Here is a 24,887-nt window from a genome sequence, read left to right on the forward strand (position 1 = left end):
TTGATGGTGAAGCTGCATGTACCGCGTTGGGCGTGGGTTCTGACGGGTTCCGGGCATTTTTTTACAGAGAGCTTCGCCCTTGTTCGCCAACTCGAACATTGCGATGTCTTCGTGTCCAAAGCCGCCAACGAAGTGCTGCGCATGTACAAGCTCGAGCTTGATTTTCCGGTGACGACGCGCGTGCTGCACGACAAGACCGCGAGCGCGATCCCGGTCGGCGAATTCTATCACGGTGTCTATCACACGGTCGTGGTGGCGCCGGCCACTTCCAACACGGTCGCCAAATGCGTGCACGGCATTTCCGACACGCTCGCCACCAATGTCTTTGCCCAAGCGGGAAAGTGCCGTGTTCCTGCCATCGTCTTTGCTTGCGACACGGCGCCTGAACTTGAAACCATGGCGCCGCATGGCCTGGTCACAGTCTATCCGCGCAGGATCGACCTGGAAAACACCGAGCGGCTGAAAGGGTTCGAAAGGACCCACGTTGTCGAATCGCTCGCGGAGCTTAACGCGGCGATTCAAGGACGCCGGGTCGAGCTGTCCGGCCATGGCTGAGCGGCTGATCTTCCTCACCGGACATCTGGCCAGGGCGCGGCTGGAAAAGCTGCTATCCGGTCTGGGCAAGACGGAGTTTTCATGGGAGGTGATCGACATCGGCGTCAAGGTCGCCGCCCTGATGACCGAGGAAATCATCAGGCGGCGTTTCGTTCTGCCTGACGTCGTCGACCGCGTCATCCTGCCCGGGCGCTATCGGGGAACCATCGAGCACCTGTCAGGCCATTTCGGCGTGCCATTTGTGCGCGGCCCCGACGAGATCGCCGACCTGCCGGCCTTTCTCGGCCGGGCGGGCCAGCCGCCCGACCTTACCCGTCACGACATGCGCATCTTCGCCGAGATCGTCGACGCGCCGATGCTGTCGGTCGAGGCGCTGGTGGCGAGGGCGGGGACGCTTGCCGCGGCCGGCGCCGATGTCATCGATCTAGGCTGCCTGCCGGAGACGCCGTTTCCGTCGCTGGCGGAGGCTGTGCGAGAGCTCAAGGCACAGGGATTCTTGGTCAGCGTCGATTCGGCTAGTGCGGACGAACTGTCGATCGGTGCGCGCGCCGGCGCGGACTATCTTCTCAGCCTTGATGAGAACACGCTGCCGTTGATCTTCGACCATAGGGCTACGGCGGTGTTGATACCGTCCACCCCCGGCGATCTGAATTCGCTCGGCAGGGCTATCGAAGCGGCGCAAAAGGCCGGCGTCGCCTTCATTGCCGATCCTGTGCTCGACCCGATCCATTTCGGCTTCGCCGTTTCACTCGGGCGCTTCATCGAGGCGCGCCGCCGCTGGCCGGACGTCGAATTGCTGATGGGTACCGGCAATCTCACCGAACTGACCGACGCCGACAGTTCCGGCATTACAGCCGTTCTAACGGGGATTTGCTCGGAACTTCGGATCCGAAACGTGCTGGCCGTGCATGTCAGCCCACACACAGTGCGGACGATCGAGGAGCACGATATTGCCCGCCGCGTCATGTTGGCTGCTCGCACTGATGACGCGTTGCCGCGCGGCTACCACCCAGGGCTGTTGCAGATACACGATCGCAAGCCTTTCACCGCCTCGACCGACGATATCGATGCATTGGCGGCCGAGGTGCGCGACGCCAACTTCCGGATCGCGGCAGCGCAGGACGGCATCCATGTTTTCAATGGCAAAGGGCATGCGGTTGGCACAGATGCCTTCGAACTCTTTTCCGGACTCGGCGTGGAGACCGACGGCGCGCACGCCTTTTATCTTGGCGCGGAGCTGATGAAGGCGGAGATCGCGTGGCGCCTCGGCAAGCGCTATGTTCAGGACGAGCCGCTCGCATGGGGCGTGGCCGCGCCGGCTCCCGAAACCGACCGTACCCGTCTTGCCGAGCCGGGCGAGACGCTTCGCGCGAAGAAAGAGCGCTAGACCATGCCCTACATTCGCGAATCGATCATCACCACGGTTAATAGGGCAGGCGATGTCCACATCGCGCCGATCGGCATCATCGCCGAGAATGACGGCTGGGTGATTGCGCCGTTCCGGCCGTCGGTCACGCTCGACAATCTCGCCGAAGTGCCGTTCGCCATCGCCAATTATACCGACGACGTACGTATCTTTGCCGGCTGCCTGACAGGCCGCAAGCATTGGCCAACCGTTCCGGTTGACGGGTTTCCGGTGCCGCGGCTCGAGGCGGCGCTGGCGTATTCGAGCCTCGAAGTCCAAGCGGTCGACGACAATGGCGTGCGTCCCCGCCATTTCTGCCGCGTGGTGCGGGAGGAAACACTTGCGCCCTTCACCGGCCTCAATCGAGCCAAGGCGGCCGTGCTGGAACTGGCCATCCTGGTCAGCCGGCTCGGCATGCTGCCGCGCGACAAGATCGAGGCGGAAATCGCCTACCTTTCGATCGCCATCGAAAAGACAGCAGGCGAGAGCGAAAAGGAAGCTTGGGGCTGGCTGATGCAGCGTGTCAGCGATCACTTGACTGCCAAAGGTTCCGGTAGCGAGGACGCGCGAGCATAAGCGCGAACGCCGCACCTTGCTTACAACGGATATCCCGCCAAAAGCGCCACCGCTGTCGCGGGTGCCGCGCTGCTCGCTTGCCCGCGAACGGCGTCATTTACGGGGATTATGTCGGCGAAATCGACGAAGCCGCGGTCCATGCGTTCGGCCAGCCGCCTGATCTGCCAGCGACCGATCCCGGCGCCGACGATCGGGACATCCCGAGCCAGGATTCCGGCAACCAGCGACGCTGCGTCGTGCACCTTGCGCAGCTGCTGCTCACTGAACCAGCGCGCGACTTCACCCCATTCCTGCGACGTCAGGTCGGTGGCGTCGCGCCCGACCATACGCGCCAGCCGCGCGACCGAGCCGTCCACGGTCTTTTCCTTGCCGTCGGCGGGAGGGTGCATGTCGTCCTCCTCGTCGAGCACGCCCAGGATCCGATGCGCGTCGGCGATCGAGGCGAAATACTCGTTCATCAGCGGCGTTAGCCTGCCATGAACGGGAGCCGACGAGGCTACGCCGAACAGGAATGTCCTGGTAAAGCCGGTATAGACCAATTCGCCGGTTAGAAGCCGTCCGGCATCGGTGTAGCCGTCATTGGCTACGGCGCTGTTCTTGATGGCGATAATGTCGGTGGTGGTGGAGCCCATGTCGACGAACAGGGCATTGCCGGTAAGTTTTGCCACCAACGAGGCTGTCGCGTGCCAATTGGCGGAAGCCACGTCGGCGCTTAGCCGCGCTGCCTGCTCGACCCCGACGAAGCCGGATGGTCCGGCATAGACCAGCTTTTCACCAGTGGGAAAACGGGTGGAAATCTGAGCCAGCAGCGCCGCCACGCCGATATCGCGGGACGGAAAGATGTCCGACAGTTCGCCTGTCATGGTGAATGCGTTGAGATCGGCGTCCGCGTAGATCGGAGCCGCTTCGTCGAGGGCCGAGGCAAGGTTGTGCAGCCCTTGCCAAAGCGGCGTGGCAATCGTTACCGCCTCGACGATGCGGCCGCCTTGGGCGCGCGTCACCTTCAGATGCGCGCCCCCGATGTCGAAACCGGCAATGATGCCCTTTCTTTTTTCCACGCTTCAAGCTTTCATGACGGGGGCAGTTGGTCGGCGAGAAAAGCGTTGCGTATCATTCCGGTTCTCGATCTGAAAGACGGTGTGGTGGTTCGCGCCCAGCAAGGAAAACGCGATCGCTACAGGCCGATCGTTACGCCGCTCAGCCGAAGTTCCGATGTCGTCGCGGTCGCTGAAGGGCTGCGTGGGCTTTATCCTTTTTCGACCTTCTACATCGCAGATCTTGACGCTATCGAAGGCGGAACGCCAAACAGTGACGCACTCGCCCGGCTGAGGGCGATGGTGGAGCCGCCGGAGCTTTGGGTCGATGCCGGCGTGGCGGACGAGAAGGCACTTTTGGCGGCGCTTGCCGAACCTTCGGTGTATCCCGTTCTGGGCTCCGAATCGCAGCAGGACGACATGCTGCTGCGGCGTTTTCGCGATCATCCCGATCTCATCCTGTCCCTTGATTTCCTCGGCGATAGTTTTTGCGGACCGCGTTCTCTTCTCGATGAGCCAGAGCTTTGGCCGCAAAAGGTGATTGTCATGACGCTGGCCAAGGTCGGCGCGGCCGCCGGCCCCGACTTCGAGCGGTTGGCGGAGGTCAAGGCAAAGGCCGGGAATCGCGCCGTCATCGCAGCCGGCGGCGTCCGCGATGATGACGACATCAGCGCGTTGTCCGCTATGGGCGTCGCCGCAGCGCTGGTCGCAACCTCATTGCACAACGCCACACTCACACCCGGTCGCCTCGCGTCACTCGGCGCCTGATCGTTGTTGCTCATCAACTCCCGAAGGGCGTGCGCCCTTCGGGAGTGTCGCTTCAAAAGCCCAGAACCTTTTTCAGCCGGCGCAACAGACCATCCGTCTCAGAAGAGGGTTTTTCCTGTGCGGGGCTGTCTCTTGTCTAAGCCGCAAACGGATGCTTGACCTTGTCGCGCTGGGCCGTTGCTTCGGCGGCGGTCGGGGTTCCTGCAACAGCGCGCTGGATGGCTTCCTTTGTCGCCTCGTAGTTGTATTTCTGGATCTTGGCGTCGTCCGCCGCGTCCCAATGGATGAATACCCCGACGCAGATGAATATGTCGTCCGCTTCGTTGGCCGGAATGATCCCGTCCGCGACACTGTCCTGCACGGCCTTTGCCACGGCGTGCTGCGCCGGGCCGAACATCTGGACCGCCTGCTTGGCGCCCTTGATCGTGACCTTGTTGAACATCACCGTGTTGGGCTTGCATTGAAGATTGGGCGCGATCACCGCCAAAAGCGAGGTAAAGCCGTCCTTGTTGTTGGTAAGCGCGTTGCAAAATGCCGTTTCGACCGCGCTCCCCCGCGGGCCGATGAGCAGGTCGACATGCGCGACTTCGTTGCCGTCCCCCACCAGCGATTCACCGACCATAACCTTCGAGATTTTTGCCATGCCAATTTCCTCCAAGACACAATTATTATGTCCACGGACGCTGCAACCGAGCAGGCGCTCGATGGACAGCTATCCTTGTTGGCAGCGCCCGGATTGTCCGGACCGGTTGGCTAGATAGCCGCGGAAGCACAGCTTCCGCTTTTGGAAGTCAAGCACCAACGCCGCGATTATGCAAGGTGAGCGCGAGGGTGTGGACTAAAAGAGTAGCCACGGTGAGGTCGGCCGAGGTGCCGGGGTTGATGTTGTCCGCCTTCAGCCGGCGGTCGAACTCCATAAGCAGACGGATGCGTGACGGCTCGTCGCCGTCGGCATGGAGCGCCGCCTGAACGGCAAGGGCTTCCTGCCGCGCCTGATTTGCAGCCTCAACGCCATGCTTGCGCATCACATGGCTGTCGGGGAAACCAGCGAGAAACGCCATGTAGACGAATATGGTCGGCCACATGCCGCCTTCTCCACGTGCCAATGCTCCATCCAGCGCCGCGAGCCCGACCCCGAACACGTCACCGAAACAGGTGCCATACTGGCGGGCAATCATGTCGCGGTCGGCAGCTTCCCGCATCGCTTCCAGCAGATGAACCTTCGGCTCCTGCCGCACATCATTCGCAGCCTCTCCGAGGCCGCCTGGCGCGGCTATGACGATCGCCTCGAACACTGCCTTGGTATCCTCCATGCTCAACGCGCGCAGCAGCAAGCCGAGATTATCCTGCAGGCTACCTCCCGTCATTTCCGCGGCGCATATCAGAGGTCCCGACAGAAGGATGATGCCGAGATTGGTATTGGTTGCGACAGCCAGACGTGTCGCGCGCACCGCCTCCAACATGCGCTGTCCGACCGGCAGGCGAGGATCGGTCAGCGGCCCAGACGAAACCTGCGCACTCATCATGAACTGGGCGGCGGACATGCCGTGCCCCTCGGCGAACAGATGGACGTTGCCCGGTTTCAGGGCTTCGATCTCCATCCTGCAGGCATCCTCGTAGATAGCCCGGAGGCGTTCACGCGAAAACGCCATCTTACCGGCCCGTCACGAATTCGCCGGCGCGGTGAAGCGGAAGGGCCGCGGCGCGGCGGTCGCTTCGGTGCGGTCGATCAGGAATTTCAGCAAGGCGTCGGCGATGGCTTCGGCGACGTTCACAGCGACCACGGATTGCAGCCCAGACCAGGCAGGCATGCTGTTCACTTCGAGTACGAACAGGCTGCCATCGTCGGTCCGCACAATGTCCACGCCGGCAAAATCCGCGCCGACGGCGGCTGACGCGGCGATAGCCAGCGCCGCCAGTTCTGCTTTGCCATGTCCCGAAACCTGCTCTGGCACGCCACCCCGGTTGACGTTCGTGATCCAGTCGTCACTGCTGCGGCTCATCATCGCCACGGTCTCGCCAGCGCAGACAAAAACGCGGAAATCGCGGAAAGGCGGACCGGCGCGCGGCACATAATGCTGGAGGTAGTAGACGCTGTTCACCTCGTCTGCGGCCGGCAGGTCGGAGAGCGTACGGATCAGCCTTATCCCGCGGCCTTGCGCCCCAAACAATGGTTTCAACACCAGCGGTCCTCGCGAGAGCTCTTGCGCCGCGATCTCCACGGCGGCGGCAAGTCCTTCGACGGCAAAAGTCGGCGGCGTTGGCAGGCCGGCATTTTTCAGGAGGAATGTCGTCATCGACTTGTCGACGCAGCGTTCGATCGCCTGCGCGGAATTCCACACAGCAACCGACAGCTTGCTCAGCGCGTGCAGCACGCCGAGCCGCCGGGTGATCGCTTCGAACGATCCGGCGGCGATCGAACGGACGAGCACGGCTTCGGGCAGCGTGCCGCCGAAGCCGGGGATCGAAAGTCCGCTAGGGCTGCCGGTGTCGAATGCGATCGCCGCCAGCGGCACGGTCGCAACCATCGCGCCCCGCCGACCAAGCCTCGCCGCCAGGCTCTTGGAGCTGGCTTCCGAATTGTCGCCGACGATTAGGATGCGAGGAATCATATGGCGCCTCGGATACGCAAATGTCGGAGGCGCGAGCGGTTCCGCGTCCGCGTTGTCGCGTCCAAAGCGGGGCTGAACGCAATGCAGCCGTCGGGCAGGCGGGTGACAGACGAATCCCTCTGCGCCGCCATGCTCTAACCGAGGCTCCGTTCGAGCATCTTCGGGTCACGCCGACCGGCGCGAAAAGTATCGCCGGTTTCGATCGCTGTCACGATCACTTCGGCCGGGCTGAACAACAGTGGGTCGATTGCATAGAAATCGCCCTTGAACCGCGTGAAGATATCGGCGAAGGGCTGGCCGTAGTCCCGTGAGGCGCTGCTCGGAAGTTTCTCCGCGAGTTTGCTCGCCTCTTTCGCCGATCCTTTTACGAAGAGCTGCACGCTGCCGCCATAGATGATGGCGTCATTGGTTCTGCCCATGGCGGTCAGGAAATCCGGATGGGGGGCGGGGATCGGCGCCGCTCCGATGCCGTCGACAACGTTCTCCAGCGGAAATTTGAGATCGTTGATCTTGTGCAAGGCAACCTCGAGCGCTCGCGCAACGATCTGCACGCCGCCGGCAAGGCTCTGTGTCGGCGCATAGAGGAAGGTGAGCTTTTCGGTTGCCAGTCCGGTTGCCTTGCCCACTTTCTCAACGATCGCTCGGGGAGGCGGTTCGCCCGTCTCCAGGATAAGCACGGCGGATGATGCGGTGTCTCTATAGGAAAGCGCTTCGAACAACGGTTCGACGCGGGCGAGTGCCCGTGCCGGTCCCGACCCCATGGCGAAATAGTCCTGGGCAGACAGGTTCCAGCCGGCATATTGGCTGCCCAGGCAGGCCAGCACCGGCTGGGAAGATCGCACTTCGACGGTGAACGGCCATTTCTGCTCCGCGCGATCCATAAACACCGAAACGCTGCCGAGACCGCCCATCGCAGCCTCCGCCATGCGCAGTCCGGCCTCGACGCTGCCGGCGGTCTTGGCGCCGGCATCGATCAGGCGCTCGCCCAATGGCCCCTTGGAAACGACGATACGCAGGCGTTCGGCGTCGCCGATCATGCCGTCGACAATGCGCTGTGCATTGTCGTTCAGGAATGCCGAACCGTCTTTCATGTCCGGGCTCCTTCCCATTGGAGTTGCAACTGGCTGGCTTGTCCCTTGATGAGCCGCCTGGTCGACTGCGCGCTCGGGCCGCGCGCGAAGACGGTGCAGACAGGGTCGCCGGGAATCAGACGCGTGCCGGGCGACTGATGGTCCGCAGTCCATTCAGGCCAGGCAATCGACGGGAAGCGGGCGATTGGCGTCGAGGCATAGGTCACCATCGACGCCATCGAATCGACGAAGCGCGGCAAGCGGTAAGCCTGACCCATCGCGGCGCGCAGATGTGCTTCGATCAGCGGCGCGTCGGCATCGTCAAAAATGTCCAGCGTTGCGCCTGGCCTCGGATTGATCTCGATGAGCGTGTAGCCATCCGGTCCGCGAATGAGATCGGCGCTGCACAATCCAACCAGGCCGGCGCGTCGTGTCAGACTTGAAAGCCAAGCGCCGATCATCGCCGCCTGCCTGCGATCGAAGCGTCGCAACCGCACCGCGCCGCCATAGCGATAGGGCGCCGCGGAGGCCGGCGACGTCCATTGTTGGCTGAAGCCGACGATGCGCGCGGTCTGGCCGTCACCGACGAACAAGGCCGAGATGCTGCGTCCGGCAACGAAGCGCTGGAAATAGCGGCCGGTGGTCTGGCTCTCTCCGGCTGCTCGTCTGATATGCCCGCCACCTGCGCCACCCGCGGTCTTTGCCACCCAGTTCTCCGGCTCAGGCGGCCGATCCCACCGGAATTCCGGATGCGGGATGCCGAGTTCGGCGCAATCAGCGGCCAGCAATTGAGGGTCCTTGATCCTGCTGATCGCCGCGCCGCGATTGCCGGCAAGCGGAAAGTGGCGCGCGATCTCATCCACGGTCTCCGGCATCCGCTCAAAGCCTGAGCCCAGGACGACGGCGACCGGCTGGTCTTTACCAGCCAAGCACCGAAGCGTCTCCACAATGCGCTCGTCGTCGATACCGCCTTGCAGGTCCCCCGGCAGCATCGTCGTGCGTTCAGCGAGCGCGACCGTGTCGGTATCGCGAAAGAAATCGGCGACCAGCGGACGATAGCCGGCGCGACGGGCGGCGGCAGCCAGCGCCCGGCCTGAAATCGCCGCGATCAGGAGAGATTCGGCGTTACTTGGCAATCTCGCGTGCAAGGGAAAACGCTTCCTGAAAATCGAGCGTGATCGTTTTTTCGGATTCGATCATTTTTTTGAAGAGGCCGAATTCGACCTTATATTTGACGTTGCCGATGGCAAGCGGACCAATGCCGACAGCTTTTGCCGCTTCGAGCGGATCGCCATTGGCATTGACGGCCAATCCTTCGATGCCGGCCGGCGGAACCGCATTGACGTCGGCGGCTATAAGTAGGCCATCGCCTTTCAACTGGGCTTTTGAGACCACTTGGACGCCGGCCTTGGCGCAAGCAAGGATCACTTCATTCGCCTCGACCAGCTTTGTCTTGCGAGCGTCGCTCGATCCGTCAGCCGCATCGACGGCGATCTTGAATCTGCTTTTGATCTCGGCCGCGATCTGCTTGACCCTTTCAATGCCGTCATGGCCGACAAGCGTGACCCGGGCGCCTTCCCCTGCCGCGATGACGGCGGTGCAGAAGCCGACCACGCCGGTGGCGCCGAAAACAGCCACCTTGGTGTCCCTCAGCGTGCGCTCGAATTTCTTCTCCAGCGCCTTTTCGACCTTGGCCACCATCGCCGCGGCTGTGGTGAACGAGCCGGCCGGATCGGCAAATACCGAAACCTGGAAAGGCGGCACCATCGCCTTCTTCGCGGCATCGAACATGTCGAGCGCCAACGGGGCATCCTTCCCGGCGATGAAGATGGCGGTATCGACGCCCGCATCCGGCGGGCGCGAAAAGATCGCGTCCTGCACCAGGTCTGTCACTTCGCCGAGGGCTACATCGACATAGGGGACGACGGCATCGAAGCCTGCGTCGAGCGCCATGTTCACGTCAAAGGGGCTCATATGCTTCAACGGCGTCAGCATGTGCAGGATATGTTTGCGGGCCATTTCTCGCCTTTCTGCTTGAAGCGTCAGCTGCCGACGAGATCAAGTCTGGTCGAACTGATCTTCGCGCCGGAATTCCTGCCTTTGACAATCTTGATCTCGATGCCGTCTTGCGCTGTCTGCTGAACCGCGCCGACGAACTTGGCTGCGGCCTCGTGCGACGGTGCGAAGGCAAAGCCTGTCGGACCCCATGAGCTCTGGCCGATGCCGACGGCACCGGCTTCGTTGAGACCATGGGCGACCATCTCGACCCGCTTGGACGTGAACACGCCGCCTTGCGCCGGGGCGAAATGGCTGCCGATCAGCATCTGGATCGCGGTGACGGCGGCGCCGAATGCCGGAAGGTCGCGCTCGACCAGAGCCGGCATGACGCCCATCAGCACCCTCCGGCAGATCTCTCCACTGCCTGCCGCCGGGAAGGGTGGCAGTGAACGAAACGCCGCGACCTCGGCATCGCCATGCAGTCCGTGCCCGGAATGGTCGAGGATGAGGATGACGCGCCATTCTTCGGGAAACGGCAGCCGCGCGACGACCGGAGGCGGCCCGCCACGATCGTGCTTGCCTGCGTCGACAATCACGCCGCCGTCTTCGAAACTTGCGATGCCAATGCCGGACCGGCCGCCCCGCTCTAGCAGGCTCGCATCGCCGGCGATATCGAGGGGCAGGTTGTGGAGCGTGCGCAACGCCGAAGCGACGGCAAGGGCGATCTGCGTGCCGGACCCCAGACCCGCATGACTGGGGATCGACTGTTCGACCACCAGATGGTGCTGGCCGCGAATGCCGAGATGCCTGCAGAGCGTCGACAGGTGTTCGCTGGCGCGAGCGCTCTCGGAGCCTTCGACGATGGTCTCGCCGGATCGCGACAGGGTGACAACGGTTTCGGGTTCACTCAGCGGAAGTCCGACGCTGCCGAACCGACGTCCGGCATCACCATTCAGATCGAGGAAGCCAAGGTGCAGGCGAGCGGGCACTCGTATGGTAACAGAATTCGACATCTGCCCCCCGATGGGTGCATCATGGATGCATCATGGAAGTTTAGGTGCCCGGTACCATGATAACTGTTTTCGTCGACGGGGCAAGCCAAAGAGAATGCATTCATGTTTCGGCTTTGGCCTGGCGTGTGGACAGACCGAGCAATTCGGGGAGGTCGAGATGAGTGAGACAGTCAAGGAAAAGGTCTATTCGGAAGCCGAGATTGCCGACCGGCTTGAGAAGGAGCTGCCGAAATGGCGCTACGAAAACGGCTGGATCCGGCGCAAATACAAGACCCATAGCTGGAAATCGACGCTGATGGTCATCAACACGGTTGGCCATCTCGCCGAGGCGGCGTGGCACCATCCCGATATCACTGCCTCCTATGCCTGGGTCGAGGTGCGCCTGATGAACCACGCGGCCAAGGGCATCACCGACAAGGATTTCGAGTTGGCGAAAAAGATCGAGGACGTCGTTCAGTGGCAGCCGGCCAAGGAAGGTGGGGCACTGGAGGGCACTCCGCCGACCGATCAACGCTTCGCTTACATCAAATATGATTAAGCGTGGTCGGAATTTGTTGATGGCATATGAAAACATTCGCTAATCTGCTGGGAAGCGGGGTTCACTGCCAATCCAGTTTCGTCTAGGATTGGGCCGGCACCAGAAAGTAGTGTAGCGAATGGCGGTTGCTTGGATAGGCAACCGGGAAGCGCTGGTTGAGCGCGCGGCTGTGCATGCCGCGTCGCTTTTGTCGTCAAGCCGGTGCCCGGTTTTCAGCTTCGATACGGATATACACGGCACGAGGGCGGCGATCGCGCTGGCCGAGCGGGTTGGCGCGGCATACGATCATGCCGATGGCGCGGCCGTTGCCCGAGAGACCGCGCTTTTTACCGACAAGGGCGCGATGACCGTCGCCCCCGGAGAGACGCGCCGGCGCGCCGATGTCGTGGTGATTGTGGGCGAACTTGCGCAAATCCATCATGATCTTGTTGGCGAACTTGCCGCGACGGTTCCCGATCTCTCAGCCAGGCCCGATCTCTCGACCAGAAATGAGCGCGAGTTCTTCGTGGTGGGGCCGAACGGGATGTCTGTGCCGCCGTTGAACAACGGGCGCAAGGCAACGCTTCTTTCCTGTGGCGAGGCCAGCCTCGGCGCCACGCTGGCGGCGCTGAGGGCGCAGTACAAGGGACGGCAGACATCGCAACCGGTGTCGAACTTCAACGATTTCGCCAAAGCTCTGGCGGCTGCGCATTTTCCCGTGTTCCTGTTTTCAGGCCACACCACCGAAGGGCTGGCGTTGGAGATGCTGCAAGGTCTGATCGCCGATATCAATCGCAAATCACGCGCATCTGGCCTTCATCTGCCGGCGAGCGAAAACGGGTGGGGAAGCGCGCTCGCCTCGACCTGGATGACAGGTTTTCCGCTTCGCACGGGTTTTACGCGCGGTTTCCCCGAATTCGATCCCTGGCGTTACGATGTGGCGCGCATGATCGCTGCGGGCGAAGCCGACCTGCACCTGCGGATCTCCGCCACAATTGCCCAACCCAAGAGAAAAAGGGGGCGCATGGCGCTGATTGCGCTGGCGAAAACGCAAGAGCCGGTCGGGGGCGCCGCGGTCACCATTGCCATTGGCGAGGCTGGGGTCGATCACGATGCGGTTGTCTATTCCAGCCGCACCGGCTCGCTGAAGTCGACCTATGCGCATGCGGCTTCGCAATTGCCCTCCGCCGCGACGATCATTCGCCTGATCGCCACCCACGCTTTCGCCGAGGCATTGCCATGCTGACGAAAATCGCCGGCGGCGACATCGTCGATCCCGTCAACGGCCGTCTCGGCAAGGGCGACCTCTGGATCAAGGACGGCAAGATCGTCGCGGCGCCGGCGGGGGAGGCGGCCGACCGGACCATCGACGCCGCCGGCTGTATTGTGATGGCTGGCGCCATCGACATCCACTCCCACATTGGCGGCGGCAACGTGAATACCGCACGGCTGCTCCTGCCCGAACAGCATGCCGCCTATCAGGCGCGACCGGCAGCGACGCCGCTCTCCAATGCCGGCTGGTCGACCTTTCAGACCGGCTGTCTCTACGCCAAGATGGGCTTTACGACCGTCGTCGAGCCGGCGATGTCGCCGGGATCGGCACTCCACACCCATCTCGAACTGGCCGACATCCCGATCATAGACAAGGCGACGCTCGCCATTCTCGGCAATGACGACTTCCTGCTGTCGATGATCCGCGACGATGCCCCCTCGACGATGATCGAGGACTATGTCGCCTGGACGGTCGCCTCGACGCGAGCGCTTGGGGTCAAGGTGATCAACGCCGGTGCGGCCGCCGCCTTCAAGGAAAACGTCCGCACCTTCTCGCTGGACGATGAGGTGCCGTCCTATGGCGTCAGTTCGCGCAAGATCGTCAAGACGCTACAGGCCGCCGTCGACAGTCTTGGACTGCCACATCCCTTGCATGTCCATTGCAACAATCTGGGCAGCCCCGGCTCGTCGGATACGGCAGCCGCGACGATTGCAGCGGCGGATGGGTTGCCGCTGCACCTCGCCCACCTCCAGTTCTATGGCTATGGCACGGAAGGAAAGCGAGGGTTTTCCTCCGCCGCGGCGCGGCTGGCCGAACTGGTCAATGCGACGCCCGAAGTCACCATCGATATCGGCCAGGTGATGTTCGGCCAGACGGTCACGGTCTCGTCCGACGTCATGCGGCAGTTTTCGGCGCGTGGCAGCGCGCACCCGAAAAAGACCGTCATTCATGACGGTGACGGCAATGGCGGCGGCATCGTGCCCTACAGCTACGGCAAGGACTTCTATGGCACGATGCAGTGGGCGATCGGGCTCGAGCTCTTTCTCCTGATCGACGACCCCTGGCGTGTGTTCTTCACCACCGATCACCCCAACGGCGCACCCTTTACCGCTTATCCGGCTCTGTTCGAGCTGCTGATGAGCCGGAAAGCGCGCACCGAAATGGCCGCCGGACTTTCACGATCCGCCCTGGCGCTCTCTACCTTGGCCGCAATCGACCGCGAATACACGTTCGAGGAAATCGCCATCATGACGCGCGCGGCGCCAGCCAAGCTGCTCGGGCTGACGGATCGAGGCCATCTAGGCGCCGGCGCAATAGCCGACATCGCCGTCTATCGCAGGGACGAAAGTATCGCGAAAATGCTCGGACAGGCGGCGTATGTTTTCAAGGATGGCGATCTCGTCGTGCAAGATGGGGAAATCATCCATTACCGCTGGGGCAAGGCACTCAGGCTCAAACCAGCTGTCGACAAGGCAATGGTGCGGCGGCTCGAGGACTATCACCAGCAACGCTACGGCCTGTCGCTGGACTGGTTCAATTTCCCGGATTCCGCGATTGCGCGCGAACAACCATTCGGCGAGGTGCCATGCCGAACATGAGCGTGAATGGGGTGACGATCGACGATACCTTTGCCGAAGCCTTCGGCATGCGTGCAACCGCCATCATCATCACCGCGCCGAGCCGGAAATGGGCTCGCCAGGCGGCGATCACGATGACCGGCTTCGCCACCTCGGTGATCGGTTGCGGCTGTGAAGCGGCAATCGATCTCGACCTGCCGCCATCGGCTACGCCGGACGGCCGGCCCGGCTGCCGCGTGATGATCTTCGCGATGGGAACGGACGAATTGCAGAAACAGCTGCTCAATCGCGTCGGCCAGTGCGTTTTGACCTCGCCGGGTTCCGCCTGCTTTGCCGGGTTACAGGGCAGCGCCGAGCTCAAGCTCGGTTCGGCGCTGCGTTATTTCGGCGATGGCTGGCAAATCTCCAAGAAGATCGGCGACAGGCATTTTTGGCGCATTCCGGTCATGGATGGCGAATTCCTATGCGAAGCAACAACCGGACTGACGAAGGAAGCCGTCGGCGGCGGCAATTTCTTTGTCATGGCCGAAAGCAGCGCCAACGCTTTGGTCGCAGCCGAGGCCGCGGTCGCCGCGATCGGCATGGTGCCTGGTGCCATTGTGCCGTTTCCGGGCGGCATTGCCCGTTCGGGTTCCAAGATAGGTGGCAAATACAAGGGCATGATCGCCTCGGCCAACGAAGCCTATGCGCCGACACTACGCGGTGTCGTGGCGAGTGAACTCGGTCCCGACATCAACGCCGTCCTGGAAATAGTCATCGATGGCCAGACCAATGACGCCGTTGCCGCGGCGATGAAGGCCGGCATCAAGGCCGTCATCCAGCTCGGACCGAAGCGGGGCGCGGTTCGCATCAGCGCCGGCAATTACGGCGGCAAGCTCGGGAAATTCATCTATTCGCTGAAGGATATGCTGCCATGAAGGCACTGACCTTCACTCTTGTCGCCGAGCCGCCGGAGCGCCTTGACATGTCGCCGCTGACGCCGGAGCGGCTTGCGGGGATCGAAAGGCGCGATATCGAAAAGATCCAGATCGGCATGTCGAAGCATGGATCGAAGGTGGGCGACATTTTTCGCGTCGCCGGCAGCGATCCGCTAAACATCGTGTTCGAAGGTGGAAGCGGGCGCCTCGACCGGGTGGCGCAAGGCATGCGAAATGGGTCGGTTCGCGTGATCGGCAATGCCGGCGCCCAGGCTGGGCGCGCCATGCGCGGTGGCAAGCTCTCCATCGAAGGCAATGCGGGTCCGCACGCCGGCTCGGGCATGCGCGGCGGCAGGCTCGAGATAACAGGCAATGCCGGCGATCACCTCGGTGCGCCGCTCGCCGGGGAACTGGCCGGCATGAATGGCGGCGTGTTGATCGTCAGAGGCAAAGCGGGCGCCTTCGCTGCGGACCGCATGCGACGCGGCCTGATCGCGGTGCTGAAAGGCTCGGGCGACAATGCAGGCAGCCGCATGATCGCCGGCACGCTGGTGGTGGCAGGTGGCATCGGTGAGATGCCCGGCTACCTGATGCGACGCGGTTCGATCCTTCTCGATCGCGCGCCAGGACGTATGTCGCCGAGCTTCGTCGAATGCGGCGCGCCCGAGAGCGTTTTCGCCGCCATCATCGATCGGCATCTGATCGCCGAGGGCATTTTGAAACGGCCGCTCCTGGGCAGCGCACCGCGTAAATATGGCGGCGACAATGCAGTGCTTGGAATGGGCGAAGTTCTTTTTCCGCACTGAGGTCCATACGATGGAAGGACGTAAGTGGCGCCGACAGGTGCAGCGGCCGGGCCGACGGTCACCCGGCTCGAAATGTCGACTCGAACCCCAGCGATTCGCATCGACGAAAATTTATTCGTTCCGCTCAGCGGCGCGGCACCTCCGGGGCGAGAAATGGTACGGATACCTACGCCGCTTGAACGATCTCGACCAATTCGACGTCGAACACCAGATCCCGTCCGGCCAATGGATGATTGCCGTCGAGCTTGACGCTGGCGTCGTCCACGCCGACGACCGTCACCTGCATGGGGCGCCCCTCACGGGTTCTGGTCTGCAATCGAGTGCCGATATCGATGTTGATGTTATCCGGCACGCGGGCGCGGTCGATGGTCACGACCGCTTCGGGGCGGTGCGGGCCATAGGCGGCGGCTGCGGGAACGGTAACTGTGCTCTTCGCGCCGACCTCCATGCCCTCGACATGGGTTTCAAGGCCGGGGATCACTTGTCCTTCACCCAGCGTGAATTGCAGCGGCTCGCCGCCAGAAGCATCGAATTGAGTGCCGTCGGCTAGACGTCCGGTATAATTGATGCGCACGGTGTCGCCATTCTTGGCCTGTGTCATGGCAGTCATCCTTTTTGGGAATTTTGAGGGACCGGCCAGAGTTCAGGGTCCCGTTTCGATCATCCGCGCACTAAGGTGCACGGTACGAAACTCAAAAACTAGGGCCTTGGCCGCCGATGTAAACCCACCATACCGTCATGGATGGGAGTAGGAGATCTATCTAGCAGAGTCCGAAACTTGGAGTGGGACGGACGCCTGGCCCGGCCAATCCTAAAAAGCTACGGCAGCTACCCAGCTAAACCTTTGAAATGCATGGTGATCCCGACAGGAATCGAACCTGTGACCTACAGATTAGGAATCTGCCGCTCTATCCTACTGAGCTACGGGACCACGCGGCCAGACACATAGCCGCTTCGGATCGTTTCGCCAAGAGGCCGACCGAAGGCAATTCGGCTGGCCTCTTGTGATTGTCGTGCGACTGCTGCCGTCAGGCCGCCAGTGCGGTTTCCGCCAGCTTCACCCAGTAGCTCATGCCGTGCGGAATGATCTCGTCGTTGAAGTCATAGGCCGGGTTGTGGAGGCCGGCGGTGTCGCCATTGCCGATGAAGATGAAGGCGCCGGGGCGGGCTTCGAGCATATAGGAGAAATCCTCGCCGCCCATCACCGGCTGGATGCCGCGATGCACATGGGCGTCACCGGCGACACCAGCTGCGACGTCGCTGGCAAACACCGTTTCTTCCGCGTGGTTGAAGGTCACGGGGTAATTAGCCTGATAGTCGACCTCGATCTTGGCGCCGAACGCGGTCGCCAGCCCGTCGCAAATGCTACGGATGCGTTCTTCGGACTTTTTGGCGATTTCCTTGCGCAAGGTGCGCACGGTGCCGGCGATTTCGGCGGTTTCCGGGATGATGTTGTAGGCATCGCCAGCGTGGAATTTGGTCACCGACACCACCACGGCCTCGACTGGGTCGGTGCTGCGCGAGGCGATCGTCTGCAAGGCGCCGACCAACTGGCTGGTGATGACGATCGGGTCGATCGTGCCGTGCGGCATTGCCGCATGGCCGCCCTTGCCGCGCACGGTGATGGTGAATTCGGCCGTCGCAGCCATGATCGGGCCTGGGCGAATGGCGAACTGCCCGACAGGCAGGCCCGGCATGTTGTGCATGCCGAACACTCTTGAAATGTCGAAACGCTCCATCATACCGTCCTTGACCATCTCGTTGCCGCCGCCGCCGCCTTCCTCCGCCGGCTGGAAGATGACCGCCACTGTGCCGGTGAAGTTGCGTGTCTCGGCGAGATACTTCGCGGCGCCAAGCAGCATCGCCGTGTGGCCGTCATGGCCGCAGGCATGCATCTTGCCGGGAATGGTGGAGGCGTAGGGCTTGCCTGATATCTCGTTGAGCGGCAGCGCGTCCATGTCCGCGCGCAGGCCGATGGTGGGGCCTTCGCCCTGGCGGCCGCGGATGATGCCAACCACACCGGTCTTGCCGAGCCCGGTGACCACGTCGTCGCAACCGAAGGCTTTCAGCTTTTCGGTGACGAAGGCGGCGGTCTTGAAGACGTCGAAGTTCAGTTCTGGCGTCTGGTGCAGATGCTGGCGCCAGCCGGCAACTTCGTCCTGCATTTCGGCGGCACGGTTCAGGATTGGCATGATGGTTCCATCTCGCTGTTGGGACAGGCGGTTGTTGGCCGCTGCCTTGCAATTGTGATCGCCAGGCACTTTGCCATCTTGGCGTCACATAGGGTAAATAGCACCGCAACGATGCGGTCCGTTTTTTGAGGGTCGGACCTATCATGCTGGCGATCGCGTAACGAAATCTTACGGAGCCAGGGGCGACTACGGCAAGAGGCGATTTCGGATTTGATCATGCGGCACAGGCATTTCCTCAAACTATTCTCGGCTGGCACAATCGCACTGTCGGTCCTGGCCGGGCCGGCTCTGGCCAATCCGGTGGTGGTGTTCGACCTCGGCAGCGGCAAGATCCTGCAGCATCAGGATGCGTTCAAGCGCTGGTATCCGGCGTCGCTGAGCAAGCTGATGACCGCTTATGTGACCTTCCGAGCGATCGCGGCCGGCGAGGTCCAGCTTGATTCGCCGATCAAGGTGACGAAACACTCCGCCGCCGAGCCGCCAAGCAAGATGGGCTTCAAGCCGGGCTCGGTGATGCGGCTCGACAATGCGCTGAAGATGATGCTGGTGAAATCGGCCAACGACATCGCCATGGCCGTCGGCGAAAACGTCGGTGGTTCGCAGGCGGCCTTCGCCGAACGGATGAACGCCGAAGCGACCCGGCTCGGCATGAACGGTACGCATTTCGTCAATCCGAACGGGCTCTATTCGCCCGACCAATACACGACGGCGCGCGACCTCGCCGTACTTGTGATGGCGATCCGGCGTGAGTTCCCGCAATATGCGCCGTGGTTCTCGATCGAAGGTCTTGCCGTCGGCAAGAAGGCTATTCCCAACTACAATCTGCTGATCGGCCGCTATCCCGGCGCCGACGGCATGAAGACGGGCTTTGTCTGCCCATCGGGCTTCAACATGATCGGCTCGGCGACGCGCAACGGTCGCACGCTGGTCGCGGTGGTGCTTGGCGAGAAGTCTGCGGTCACCCGCGCCGAGACCGCGGCAAAACTGCTCGACCAGGGTTTCGACATGCCTGCCGCCGGCTCGGCCACCGTCGCCACGCTGGCGCCCTATGGCGACACGGTCTCGCCCAACGACATGCATGACGAGGTTTGCAAGAAGAAGAAGCCGCAGGAGCAGTCCGAGGCGCCGCCGGTGGTCGCCAAGAATGTGCCGAAATCGCCCTATCAGGAAAAGCTCGACCATGTGCCGACGCTGATTGCCGTCGGCCTTGGCGGCGCCACCGGTCCGGCGCCGAAGGCTATCCTCGACCAGGGCGGCCAGGAATATGCCGATGTGCCGATCCCGAGTTGGCGGCCCGACAGGCCGGCACCCGCCGGCACCGGCCCGAAGATTGCCGGCTCCGCCGCACAGGGCGACCAGCCGGCCAAGGTTGCGAACTAGAGCATGATCCCGAACCAAAGGTCCGCGTCAGCGAAACTTGGATACGGGTTTTCGCTGGAAATCGTGCTCAAACAGACAGATAGAGACCAATGAGCAGCTTCCCGATCCCCGTCTCGGTGCTGACCGGTTTCCTCGGCGCCGGTAAGACGACGCTGCTCAACCGGCTGCTCAAGGATCCGGCGCTGGCCGACACGGCGGTCATCATCAACGAGTTCGGCGAGGTGGCGATCGACCATTTGCTGGTCGAGCAGTCTTCCGACGGCATTATCCAGCTTTCGGACGGCTGCCTGTGCTGCACGGTGCGCGGCGAACTGGTCGACACGCTGGCCGACCTGGTCGACCGGCTGCAGACCGGCCGCATCGCCCGGCTTGCCCGCGTCATCGTCGAAACCACCGGCCTTGCCGATCCGGCGCCGGTGCTGCAGTCGATCATGGCGCATCCGGCACTGGTCCAAGCCTTCCGGCTCGACGGCGTCATCACTCTGGTCGATGCGGTCAACGGCAATGCCACGCTCGATGGCCATGTCGAGGCGGTCAAGCAGGTTGCCGTCGCCGACCGTATCGTCCTCAGCAAGGTCGATCTGGTCACCGACCCCGGTGAACTGGAAACGCTGCGGACGCGCCTGCGGCAGATCAATCCGGGCGCCGAGCTGCTCGATGCCGCCGATACGGGAACGGGTGTGGCGGCGCTGTTCGACTGCGGCCTCTATAATCCCGCCACCAAATCCGCCGATGTCCGGCGCTGGCTGGGCGAGGAAGCGGCGCACGATCACGACCAACATCATCACCACCATGATCACAAACATGACCATGATCACGGCCACCGGCACGATTCGCGCGTGCGTTCCTATTCGCTGGTCCATGAAGGGCCGGTGCCGTTTTCATCCATAGAGATGTTTCTCGACCTGTTGCGTTCGACGCATGGCGAGCGCCTGCTGCGGATGAAAGGCGTCATCGAACTCAGGGAAGACCCATCGCGGCCGCTGGTGATCCATGGCGTGCAGAAGATCCTGCATCCGCCGGTGCAGCTGCCGTCCTGGCCCGATCGTCAGCGCGGTACGCGACTGGTGCTGATCACGCTCGACATGCCGGAAGATTATGTCCGCCGCCTGTTTGCGGCTTTCACAAACCGGCCGTCGATCGACACGCCCGACCGCGCGGCGTTGGAAAACAATCCGCTGGCGATTGCCGGGCGGTAAACTCTATGGTTGCTGCGCGCCGCGCTCGACCAGGAAGCGATGACCGCCGGAGATCGCCGCCGTTTCAATCAACTGGTGGCCGCTCTCGGAACAGAATGCCGGAATGTCGATGACGGCGAGCGGATCGGTGGTCTCGAGCCAAAGCCGGCTGCCCGGACGCATGCCGGCAAGGCGCTTCTTGGCCTTGAGCACGGGCAGGGGGCAGTTCAGCCCCTTGAGGTCATAAACAGCGGCGCGATCAGCCACGAGTGAAATCAACCGCCGAACATGCCGAGCAGCTTGTTCTTCAGCTTCGTCACCCGGCTCTCGTCGGCACTCGCGGCCTGCGTTTCGGCCACGGGCGCGGCTTCGGAGGGGGCGGCGATGGTCGCGGTGGCAGGGGCTTCCTTGGCGGCCTTCTCGGCCTCCTTTTCGGCCAGAGCCTGAGCCTTGGCGGCTTCCTTGGCCTGCTTGGCGGCCTCTATGGCAGCCAGCCTCTGCTCCTCGGCCTTCTGCTTGGCGGCCTTTTCGGCGTCGAGAGCGGCCATCTTGCGGCCGGTAGGCGAATCGATGCGGCCCATGCGCGCCGTCTCGGTGACCGAGCCGTCATTGTTGAGCGACGGCGGATCGATCGGCACGCGCTCGCCGCGCGCCCGGCGTTTGGACCAGTCGGAGACGATGCTGGCTTCCTTGATGCCGGCGATGGTCGGCTTCGGCGCCGGCACGCTGGCCTTGACCGCGCCGCTGAAGGCCGCGTCGTAGGTGCTCATGTAGGAATTGTAGGCGCTTTTCAGCGAATCAGGCTGCGTCGTCGCCGGGCAGGCCCCGGTCGGATCGAATGTCTGGCCGTCAGCGGCAACCTGATTGAAGACATAACGCTTTTCGCAGACATCGACTTTCGGCGGCACCTTGGTGATCTCGAAATTATCGTAGCCGATTTTCAGCATCTTCCAGAAGTCGTAGTTCGGGTCGTTGCGGTAGCGCGCCATGTTGGCTGCGGTCATGCGGAACGGAAAGGCCTGGATCTGGAACTCGGTCTGGCCGCCCTGGAAGGCGTCGCGGCCGAAGGCATAGATCTGCTCGATCTGTGCATCGGTCATCGAATAGCAGCCCGACGACGAGCAAGCGCCGTGCACCATCAAATTGGAGCCGGTGCGGCCGTTGGCGCGGTCATAGGCGTTGGGATAGCCGATGTTGAACGACAGATGGTAGTTCGAGCGCGGGTTCATCTGCGCCGGGCGCACCGTATAGAAGCCTTCCGGCGCCTGGCGGTCGCCTTCGGTGTATTTCGGCCCGAGCTTGCCCGACCATTTGCAGATGTCGTAGCTCGCCACCATGTCGTAGCGGCCGTTGGTCTTAGCCTTCCAGATCTCGAGCTTGCCCTCTTCCTTGAAGATGCGGGCCATCACCGACGAAGTGCGGACCATGCCCTTGGCCTTCATGTCGGCGAGGATCTTGTCGGGCAGCGGCTTGTTGGCCTCCGGTGCGAAATCCTTCATCGACGAATTGTTGCAGCCGGCAACGCCGAGTGCGGCTATCAGGATTCCGGTGCGGGCAAGCTTGACAAACATGGCTGCGGATATCGTCTTTTCTCTGGCGCCAGGACGTTTCTTGCCCTGGCTACTGCACTGCGCATCGACGGACCCTAAGCCCGTTAACCCTAATAAATTCCTTACCGCAAGTGCCGACGCATCCCCCCGCGGCAGTCTCATTGAGCCGAATGCAGCGGCATTTTTGTGGCAGAAATGCTCCCAGCCGCCACATTGTGGCGGCTAAGGCTGCCCGCGGTCAGAGGCTGCGGCCCATGGCCAGGTATTTCTCGCGGCGCTGCTCGCGGAAATCGGTGTTGGCGCCGGCAAAGTCCTTCATCGTCCTGGCGATGAGGTCGCCGGTCGCGGCAATCACGGTTTCGGTGCCGCGATGCGCGCCGCCGAGCGGTTCGGGGATGATGGCGTCGATGATCTTCAGCTCCAGAAGATCCTGTGCAGTGATCTTCATGTTGGTCGCCGCGTCCTTCGATCGCGTCGTGTCGCGCCACAGGATCGAGGCCGCACCCTCCGGCGAAATCACCGAATAGATGGCGTGTTCGAGCATGTAGACGCGGTTGGCGGTGGCGATCGCGATGGCGCCGCCCGAGCCGCCTTCGCCGATGACCACCGAGATCGACGGCACTTTCAGGCCAAGGCAGGCTGAGGTCGAACGGGCGATGGCTTCCGCCTGGCCGCGCTCCTCGGCGCCGACGCCGGGATAGGCGCCGGCGGTGTCGACCAGCGTCAGCAGGGGGATCTTGAAGCGATCGGCGAGTTCCATCAGCCGGACCGCCTTGCGGTAGCCTTCCGGCCGCACCGAGCCAAAATTGTGCTTCAGGCGGCTGGTCGTGTCGGAACCCTTTTCCTGGCCGATGATGGCCACCGGCTCGCCGCGGAAGCGGGCGAAGCCGCCGACGATCGCCTGGTCCTCGCCGAAATTGCGGTCGCCGGCCAGCGGCGTGAAATCGCTGAACAGGCCTTTGATGTAATCGACGCAATGCGGCCTGTCTGGATGGCGCGCCACCTGCACCTTCTGCCATGGCGTCAGTGCCTTGTAGGCGTCGCGCAGCGCGTCGCGGGAGCGCTTCTCGAGACGGCTGATCTCGTCGCCGACATCGACGGCCTCGCCGTTCTCGGCAAGCTTCTTCAGCTCGAGGATCTTGCCCTCGAGGTCCTGCACCGGCTTTTCGAAGTCGAGGTAATTATACATGCGTGAGCGGACCGATACATCGGAAGGCAATGGCTGACGGAACCCTTGAATCCAAGGCTCCGGGCGGTGAAACGTCGTCCTCACATAGCGATATGAGGCCTAGTCGGCAAGCGGATGATGATCGTTGACCAGCCGCACCAGCCGCTCTTCCAGAACATGGGTGTAAATCTGTGTCGTCGATATGTCGGCATGGCCGAGCAGTTGCTGCACGGCCCTGAGATCGGCGCCGTTCTGCAGGAGATGGCTGGCAAAGGCATGGCGAAGCACATGCGGCGAGATTTTCGCCGAGGCGATGCCGGCCCTTGCCGCCAGCCCTTTCAGGTCGCGGGCGAAGACCTGGCGCGAGAGATAGCCGCTGTCGGAGGCAGCCGGGAACAGGAACGGGCTGTCGGCGAAAGCGGGAACCCTGGCGCGGGCGGCAAGCCAGGCCTTCATCGCCGTGCGAGCCTTGGCCGAGAGTGGCACCATGCGCTCCTTGTCGCCCTTGCCACGCACCATGAAGAAGCGGTCGTCGCGCTGCGCCACCGTCACCGGCAGGCCGACGAGTTCGGAAACGCGCAGGCCGGTGGCATAAAGCACCTCCACCAGCGCATGCAGGCGCAGTGAAGCCAGCCTGTCGCCATCGCCACGCGAGGTATCCACCGCCTCTTGTGCCGCACGATCGATCAGCCGGCCGGTGTCGGCCTCGCTCATCGTCTTGGGTAGCGGGCGGCCCTTTTTCGGGCTGTCCAGTGTGCCGGTCGGGTCATCGCCGCGCAGGCCTTCGGTGTAGAGGAACTTGAAGAACTGGCGGATCGCCGACAGTTTGCGCGCCTGCGAGGTGGCGGCGAAGCCGCGGGCGGCAACGTCGTCGAGATAGGCGCGGATATCGGCTGCGGCTGCACCGGCGAGCCCGCCATCGATCGCGTCCGAAGCGTCCTCGAGGTCGCGGCGGTAGGAGGAAAGCGTGTTTTCGGCAGCACCCCGCTCGGCGCTCATCATTTCCAGAAAGGCTTCGATGCGGGCGGCGCTGTTCATTCAGCTTTTCTTGTCATTCAACTTTTCTTGGGATTGAGCTTTTCCGGAGGGATGCGCACGCTCATTTCCCCCTTCCTGGGCTCGACGAACATCACCAGCGCGAACATTGTACCATAGGCAATGCCAGCCAGAATCGCTGTTATCACGACAAAGCGAAACAGTGTCGGCATCAATTTTCGCCCGTCTTCTTGTTCTGCGTTTCCAAACCCTGTCCCCTTATGGGACGCCAATCCGGCCAATTCAAGAAAGAAGCTGAGGCC

The 24,887-nt window shown here is 62.7% G+C and carries 26 protein-coding genes and 1 tRNA gene; 11 read left to right on the forward strand and 16 right to left on the reverse strand.

All coding sequences use genetic code 11. The features are described from left to right. The first annotated feature begins 3 nt into the window (after window positions 1-3). The 3 genes from ACSQ3L_RS07930 to ACSQ3L_RS07940 are packed head-to-tail and all read left to right on the forward strand — an operon-like array spanning window position 4 to window position 2,536. On the forward strand, window positions 4-555 hold the full coding sequence (locus tag ACSQ3L_RS07930) for a flavoprotein (protein WP_436159438.1): 552 nt from the start codon (window positions 4-6) through the stop codon (window positions 553-555). Then, complete coding sequence (locus tag ACSQ3L_RS07935; RefSeq protein ID WP_436159439.1) at window positions 548-1,942, forward strand: DUF6513 domain-containing protein; 1,395 nt, start codon at window positions 548-550, stop codon at window positions 1,940-1,942. Before ACSQ3L_RS07930 ends, ACSQ3L_RS07935 begins: the two co-directional genes overlap by 8 nt. A 3-nt stretch (window positions 1,943-1,945) precedes the next feature. Beyond that, window positions 1,946-2,536 carry a DUF447 domain-containing protein gene (locus ACSQ3L_RS07940; RefSeq protein WP_436159440.1) on the forward strand — a complete coding sequence of 197 codons (591 nt, stop codon included), beginning with the start codon at window positions 1,946-1,948 and terminating at the stop codon, window positions 2,534-2,536. A 20-nt stretch (window positions 2,537-2,556) separates the two neighbouring features. On the opposite strand, the gene ACSQ3L_RS07945 is transcribed toward ACSQ3L_RS07940, so the two are convergent. Further along, window positions 2,557-3,594: a hydantoinase/oxoprolinase family protein gene (locus tag ACSQ3L_RS07945; RefSeq protein WP_436159441.1), complete on the reverse strand. Its 1,038-nt coding sequence runs from the start codon at window positions 3,592-3,594 to the stop codon at window positions 2,557-2,559. 45 nt (window positions 3,595-3,639) lie between these two features. Here ACSQ3L_RS07945 and ACSQ3L_RS07950 point away from each other — a divergent pair, with 45 nt between their 5' ends. Further along, window positions 3,640-4,338 (forward strand): HisA/HisF-related TIM barrel protein, encoded by a 699-nt coding sequence (locus tag ACSQ3L_RS07950; protein WP_436159442.1) that lies wholly within the window; start codon window positions 3,640-3,642, stop codon window positions 4,336-4,338. A gap of 136 nt (window positions 4,339-4,474) precedes the next feature. Here the strand turns inward: ACSQ3L_RS07950 and fae are convergent, their stop codons facing one another. The 7 genes from fae to ACSQ3L_RS07985 all read right to left on the reverse strand — a co-directional run bounded on the left by fae (window position 4,475) and on the right by ACSQ3L_RS07985 (window position 11,031). Further along, a complete protein-coding gene (gene fae, locus ACSQ3L_RS07955; RefSeq protein WP_436159443.1) occupies window positions 4,475-4,981 on the reverse strand; it encodes a formaldehyde-activating enzyme in 507 nt (168 codons plus the stop codon). 148 nt (window positions 4,982-5,129) lie between these two features. Further along, window positions 5,130-5,990 (reverse strand): triphosphoribosyl-dephospho-CoA synthase, encoded by an 861-nt coding sequence (locus ACSQ3L_RS07960; RefSeq protein WP_436159444.1) that lies wholly within the window; start codon window positions 5,988-5,990, stop codon window positions 5,130-5,132. 12 nt (window positions 5,991-6,002) lie between these two features. Further along, window positions 6,003-6,950: an ATP-grasp domain-containing protein gene (locus ACSQ3L_RS07965; RefSeq protein ID WP_436159445.1), complete on the reverse strand. Its 948-nt coding sequence runs from the start codon at window positions 6,948-6,950 to the stop codon at window positions 6,003-6,005. Window positions 6,951-7,084: 134 nt separating this feature from the next. Next, a complete protein-coding gene (gene mch, locus ACSQ3L_RS07970; protein ID WP_436159446.1) occupies window positions 7,085-8,041 on the reverse strand; it encodes a methenyltetrahydromethanopterin cyclohydrolase in 957 nt (318 codons plus the stop codon). Then, a complete protein-coding gene (locus ACSQ3L_RS07975) occupies window positions 8,038-9,156 on the reverse strand; it encodes an ATP-grasp domain-containing protein (RefSeq protein WP_436159447.1) in 1,119 nt (372 codons plus the stop codon). Before ACSQ3L_RS07975 ends, mch begins: the two co-directional genes overlap by 4 nt. Then, on the reverse strand, window positions 9,146-10,039 hold the full coding sequence (locus ACSQ3L_RS07980) for an NAD(P)-dependent methylenetetrahydromethanopterin dehydrogenase (RefSeq protein WP_436159448.1): 894 nt from the start codon (window positions 10,037-10,039) through the stop codon (window positions 9,146-9,148). The genes ACSQ3L_RS07975 and ACSQ3L_RS07980 overlap by 11 nt, the downstream gene beginning before the upstream one ends. 23 nt (window positions 10,040-10,062) lie before the next feature. Beyond that, window positions 10,063-11,031: a beta-ribofuranosylaminobenzene 5'-phosphate synthase family protein gene (locus tag ACSQ3L_RS07985; RefSeq protein WP_436159449.1), complete on the reverse strand. Its 969-nt coding sequence runs from the start codon at window positions 11,029-11,031 to the stop codon at window positions 10,063-10,065. A gap of 157 nt (window positions 11,032-11,188) precedes the next feature. Between ACSQ3L_RS07985 and ACSQ3L_RS07990 the strand changes: the two genes are divergently transcribed. The 5 genes from ACSQ3L_RS07990 (at window position 11,189) to ACSQ3L_RS08010 (ending at window position 16,121) form a co-directional block, all read left to right on the forward strand. Continuing rightward, window positions 11,189-11,569 carry a 4a-hydroxytetrahydrobiopterin dehydratase gene (locus ACSQ3L_RS07990; RefSeq protein WP_436159450.1) on the forward strand — a complete coding sequence of 127 codons (381 nt, stop codon included), beginning with the start codon at window positions 11,189-11,191 and terminating at the stop codon, window positions 11,567-11,569. A 118-nt stretch (window positions 11,570-11,687) separates the two neighbouring features. Then, on the forward strand, window positions 11,688-12,794 hold the full coding sequence (locus ACSQ3L_RS07995; RefSeq protein ID WP_436159451.1) for a tungsten formylmethanofuran dehydrogenase: 1,107 nt from the start codon (window positions 11,688-11,690) through the stop codon (window positions 12,792-12,794). Next, window positions 12,788-14,419 carry a formylmethanofuran dehydrogenase subunit A gene (locus tag ACSQ3L_RS08000; RefSeq protein WP_436159452.1) on the forward strand — a complete coding sequence of 544 codons (1,632 nt, stop codon included), beginning with the start codon at window positions 12,788-12,790 and terminating at the stop codon, window positions 14,417-14,419. Before ACSQ3L_RS07995 ends, ACSQ3L_RS08000 begins: the two co-directional genes overlap by 7 nt. Beyond that, the gene (fhcD, locus tag ACSQ3L_RS08005; RefSeq protein WP_436159453.1) at window positions 14,407-15,315 is read left to right on the forward strand and encodes a formylmethanofuran--tetrahydromethanopterin N-formyltransferase; all 909 of its coding nucleotides are present in this window, start codon (window positions 14,407-14,409) and stop codon (window positions 15,313-15,315) included. The genes ACSQ3L_RS08000 and fhcD overlap by 13 nt, the downstream gene beginning before the upstream one ends. Beyond that, window positions 15,312-16,121, forward strand: coding sequence for a formylmethanofuran dehydrogenase subunit C (locus tag ACSQ3L_RS08010; RefSeq protein WP_436159454.1), 810 nt, complete (start codon window positions 15,312-15,314; stop codon window positions 16,119-16,121). The genes fhcD and ACSQ3L_RS08010 overlap by 4 nt, the downstream gene beginning before the upstream one ends. A gap of 166 nt (window positions 16,122-16,287) precedes the next feature. On the opposite strand, the gene ACSQ3L_RS08015 is transcribed toward ACSQ3L_RS08010, so the two are convergent. From ACSQ3L_RS08015 to ACSQ3L_RS08025, 3 genes are all read right to left on the reverse strand, one after another. Further along, entirely contained in the window at window positions 16,288-16,722 is a 435-nt protein-coding gene (locus tag ACSQ3L_RS08015) for an FKBP-type peptidyl-prolyl cis-trans isomerase (RefSeq protein WP_436159455.1), read from the reverse strand. A 253-nt stretch (window positions 16,723-16,975) separates the two neighbouring features. After that, window positions 16,976-17,052 (reverse strand) — tRNA-Arg (locus ACSQ3L_RS08020). Between the two features lie 97 nt (window positions 17,053-17,149). After that, entirely contained in the window at window positions 17,150-18,313 is a 1,164-nt protein-coding gene (locus tag ACSQ3L_RS08025; RefSeq protein ID WP_436159456.1) for a M20 aminoacylase family protein, read from the reverse strand. 216 nt (window positions 18,314-18,529) lie between these two features. On the opposite strand from ACSQ3L_RS08025, the gene ACSQ3L_RS08030 reads away from it, so the two are divergent. Then, window positions 18,530-19,693, forward strand: a complete 1,164-nt coding sequence (locus tag ACSQ3L_RS08030; RefSeq protein ID WP_436159457.1) for a D-alanyl-D-alanine carboxypeptidase family protein — start codon at window positions 18,530-18,532, stop codon at window positions 19,691-19,693. An 89-nt stretch (window positions 19,694-19,782) separates the two neighbouring features. Continuing rightward, window positions 19,783-20,892: a CobW family GTP-binding protein gene (locus ACSQ3L_RS08035; RefSeq protein ID WP_436159458.1), complete on the forward strand. Its 1,110-nt coding sequence runs from the start codon at window positions 19,783-19,785 to the stop codon at window positions 20,890-20,892. A 3-nt stretch (window positions 20,893-20,895) separates the two neighbouring features. On the opposite strand, the gene ACSQ3L_RS08040 is transcribed toward ACSQ3L_RS08035, so the two are convergent. The 5 genes from ACSQ3L_RS08040 to ACSQ3L_RS08060 all read right to left on the reverse strand — a co-directional run bounded on the left by ACSQ3L_RS08040 (window position 20,896) and on the right by ACSQ3L_RS08060 (window position 24,797). Further along, entirely contained in the window at window positions 20,896-21,138 is a 243-nt protein-coding gene (locus ACSQ3L_RS08040; RefSeq protein ID WP_436159459.1) for a sulfurtransferase TusA family protein, read from the reverse strand. Between the two features lie 8 nt (window positions 21,139-21,146). Next, window positions 21,147-22,442, reverse strand: a complete 1,296-nt coding sequence (locus ACSQ3L_RS08045) for a L,D-transpeptidase family protein (RefSeq protein WP_436159460.1) — start codon at window positions 22,440-22,442, stop codon at window positions 21,147-21,149. A gap of 217 nt (window positions 22,443-22,659) precedes the next feature. Further along, window positions 22,660-23,610, reverse strand: a complete 951-nt coding sequence (locus ACSQ3L_RS08050) for an acetyl-CoA carboxylase carboxyltransferase subunit alpha (RefSeq protein ID WP_436159461.1) — start codon at window positions 23,608-23,610, stop codon at window positions 22,660-22,662. A 99-nt stretch (window positions 23,611-23,709) separates the two neighbouring features. Then, window positions 23,710-24,627 (reverse strand): site-specific tyrosine recombinase XerD, encoded by a 918-nt coding sequence (locus ACSQ3L_RS08055; RefSeq protein WP_436159462.1) that lies wholly within the window; start codon window positions 24,625-24,627, stop codon window positions 23,710-23,712. 17 nt (window positions 24,628-24,644) lie between these two features. Beyond that, window positions 24,645-24,797, reverse strand: a complete 153-nt coding sequence (locus ACSQ3L_RS08060; protein ID WP_292187671.1) for a histidine kinase — start codon at window positions 24,795-24,797, stop codon at window positions 24,645-24,647. Between the last annotated feature and the right edge of the window lie 90 nt (window positions 24,798-24,887).

Source organism: Mesorhizobium sp. LjRoot246, assembly GCF_964254115.1.
Taxonomy (GTDB): Bacteria; Pseudomonadota; Alphaproteobacteria; order Rhizobiales; family Rhizobiaceae; genus Mesorhizobium.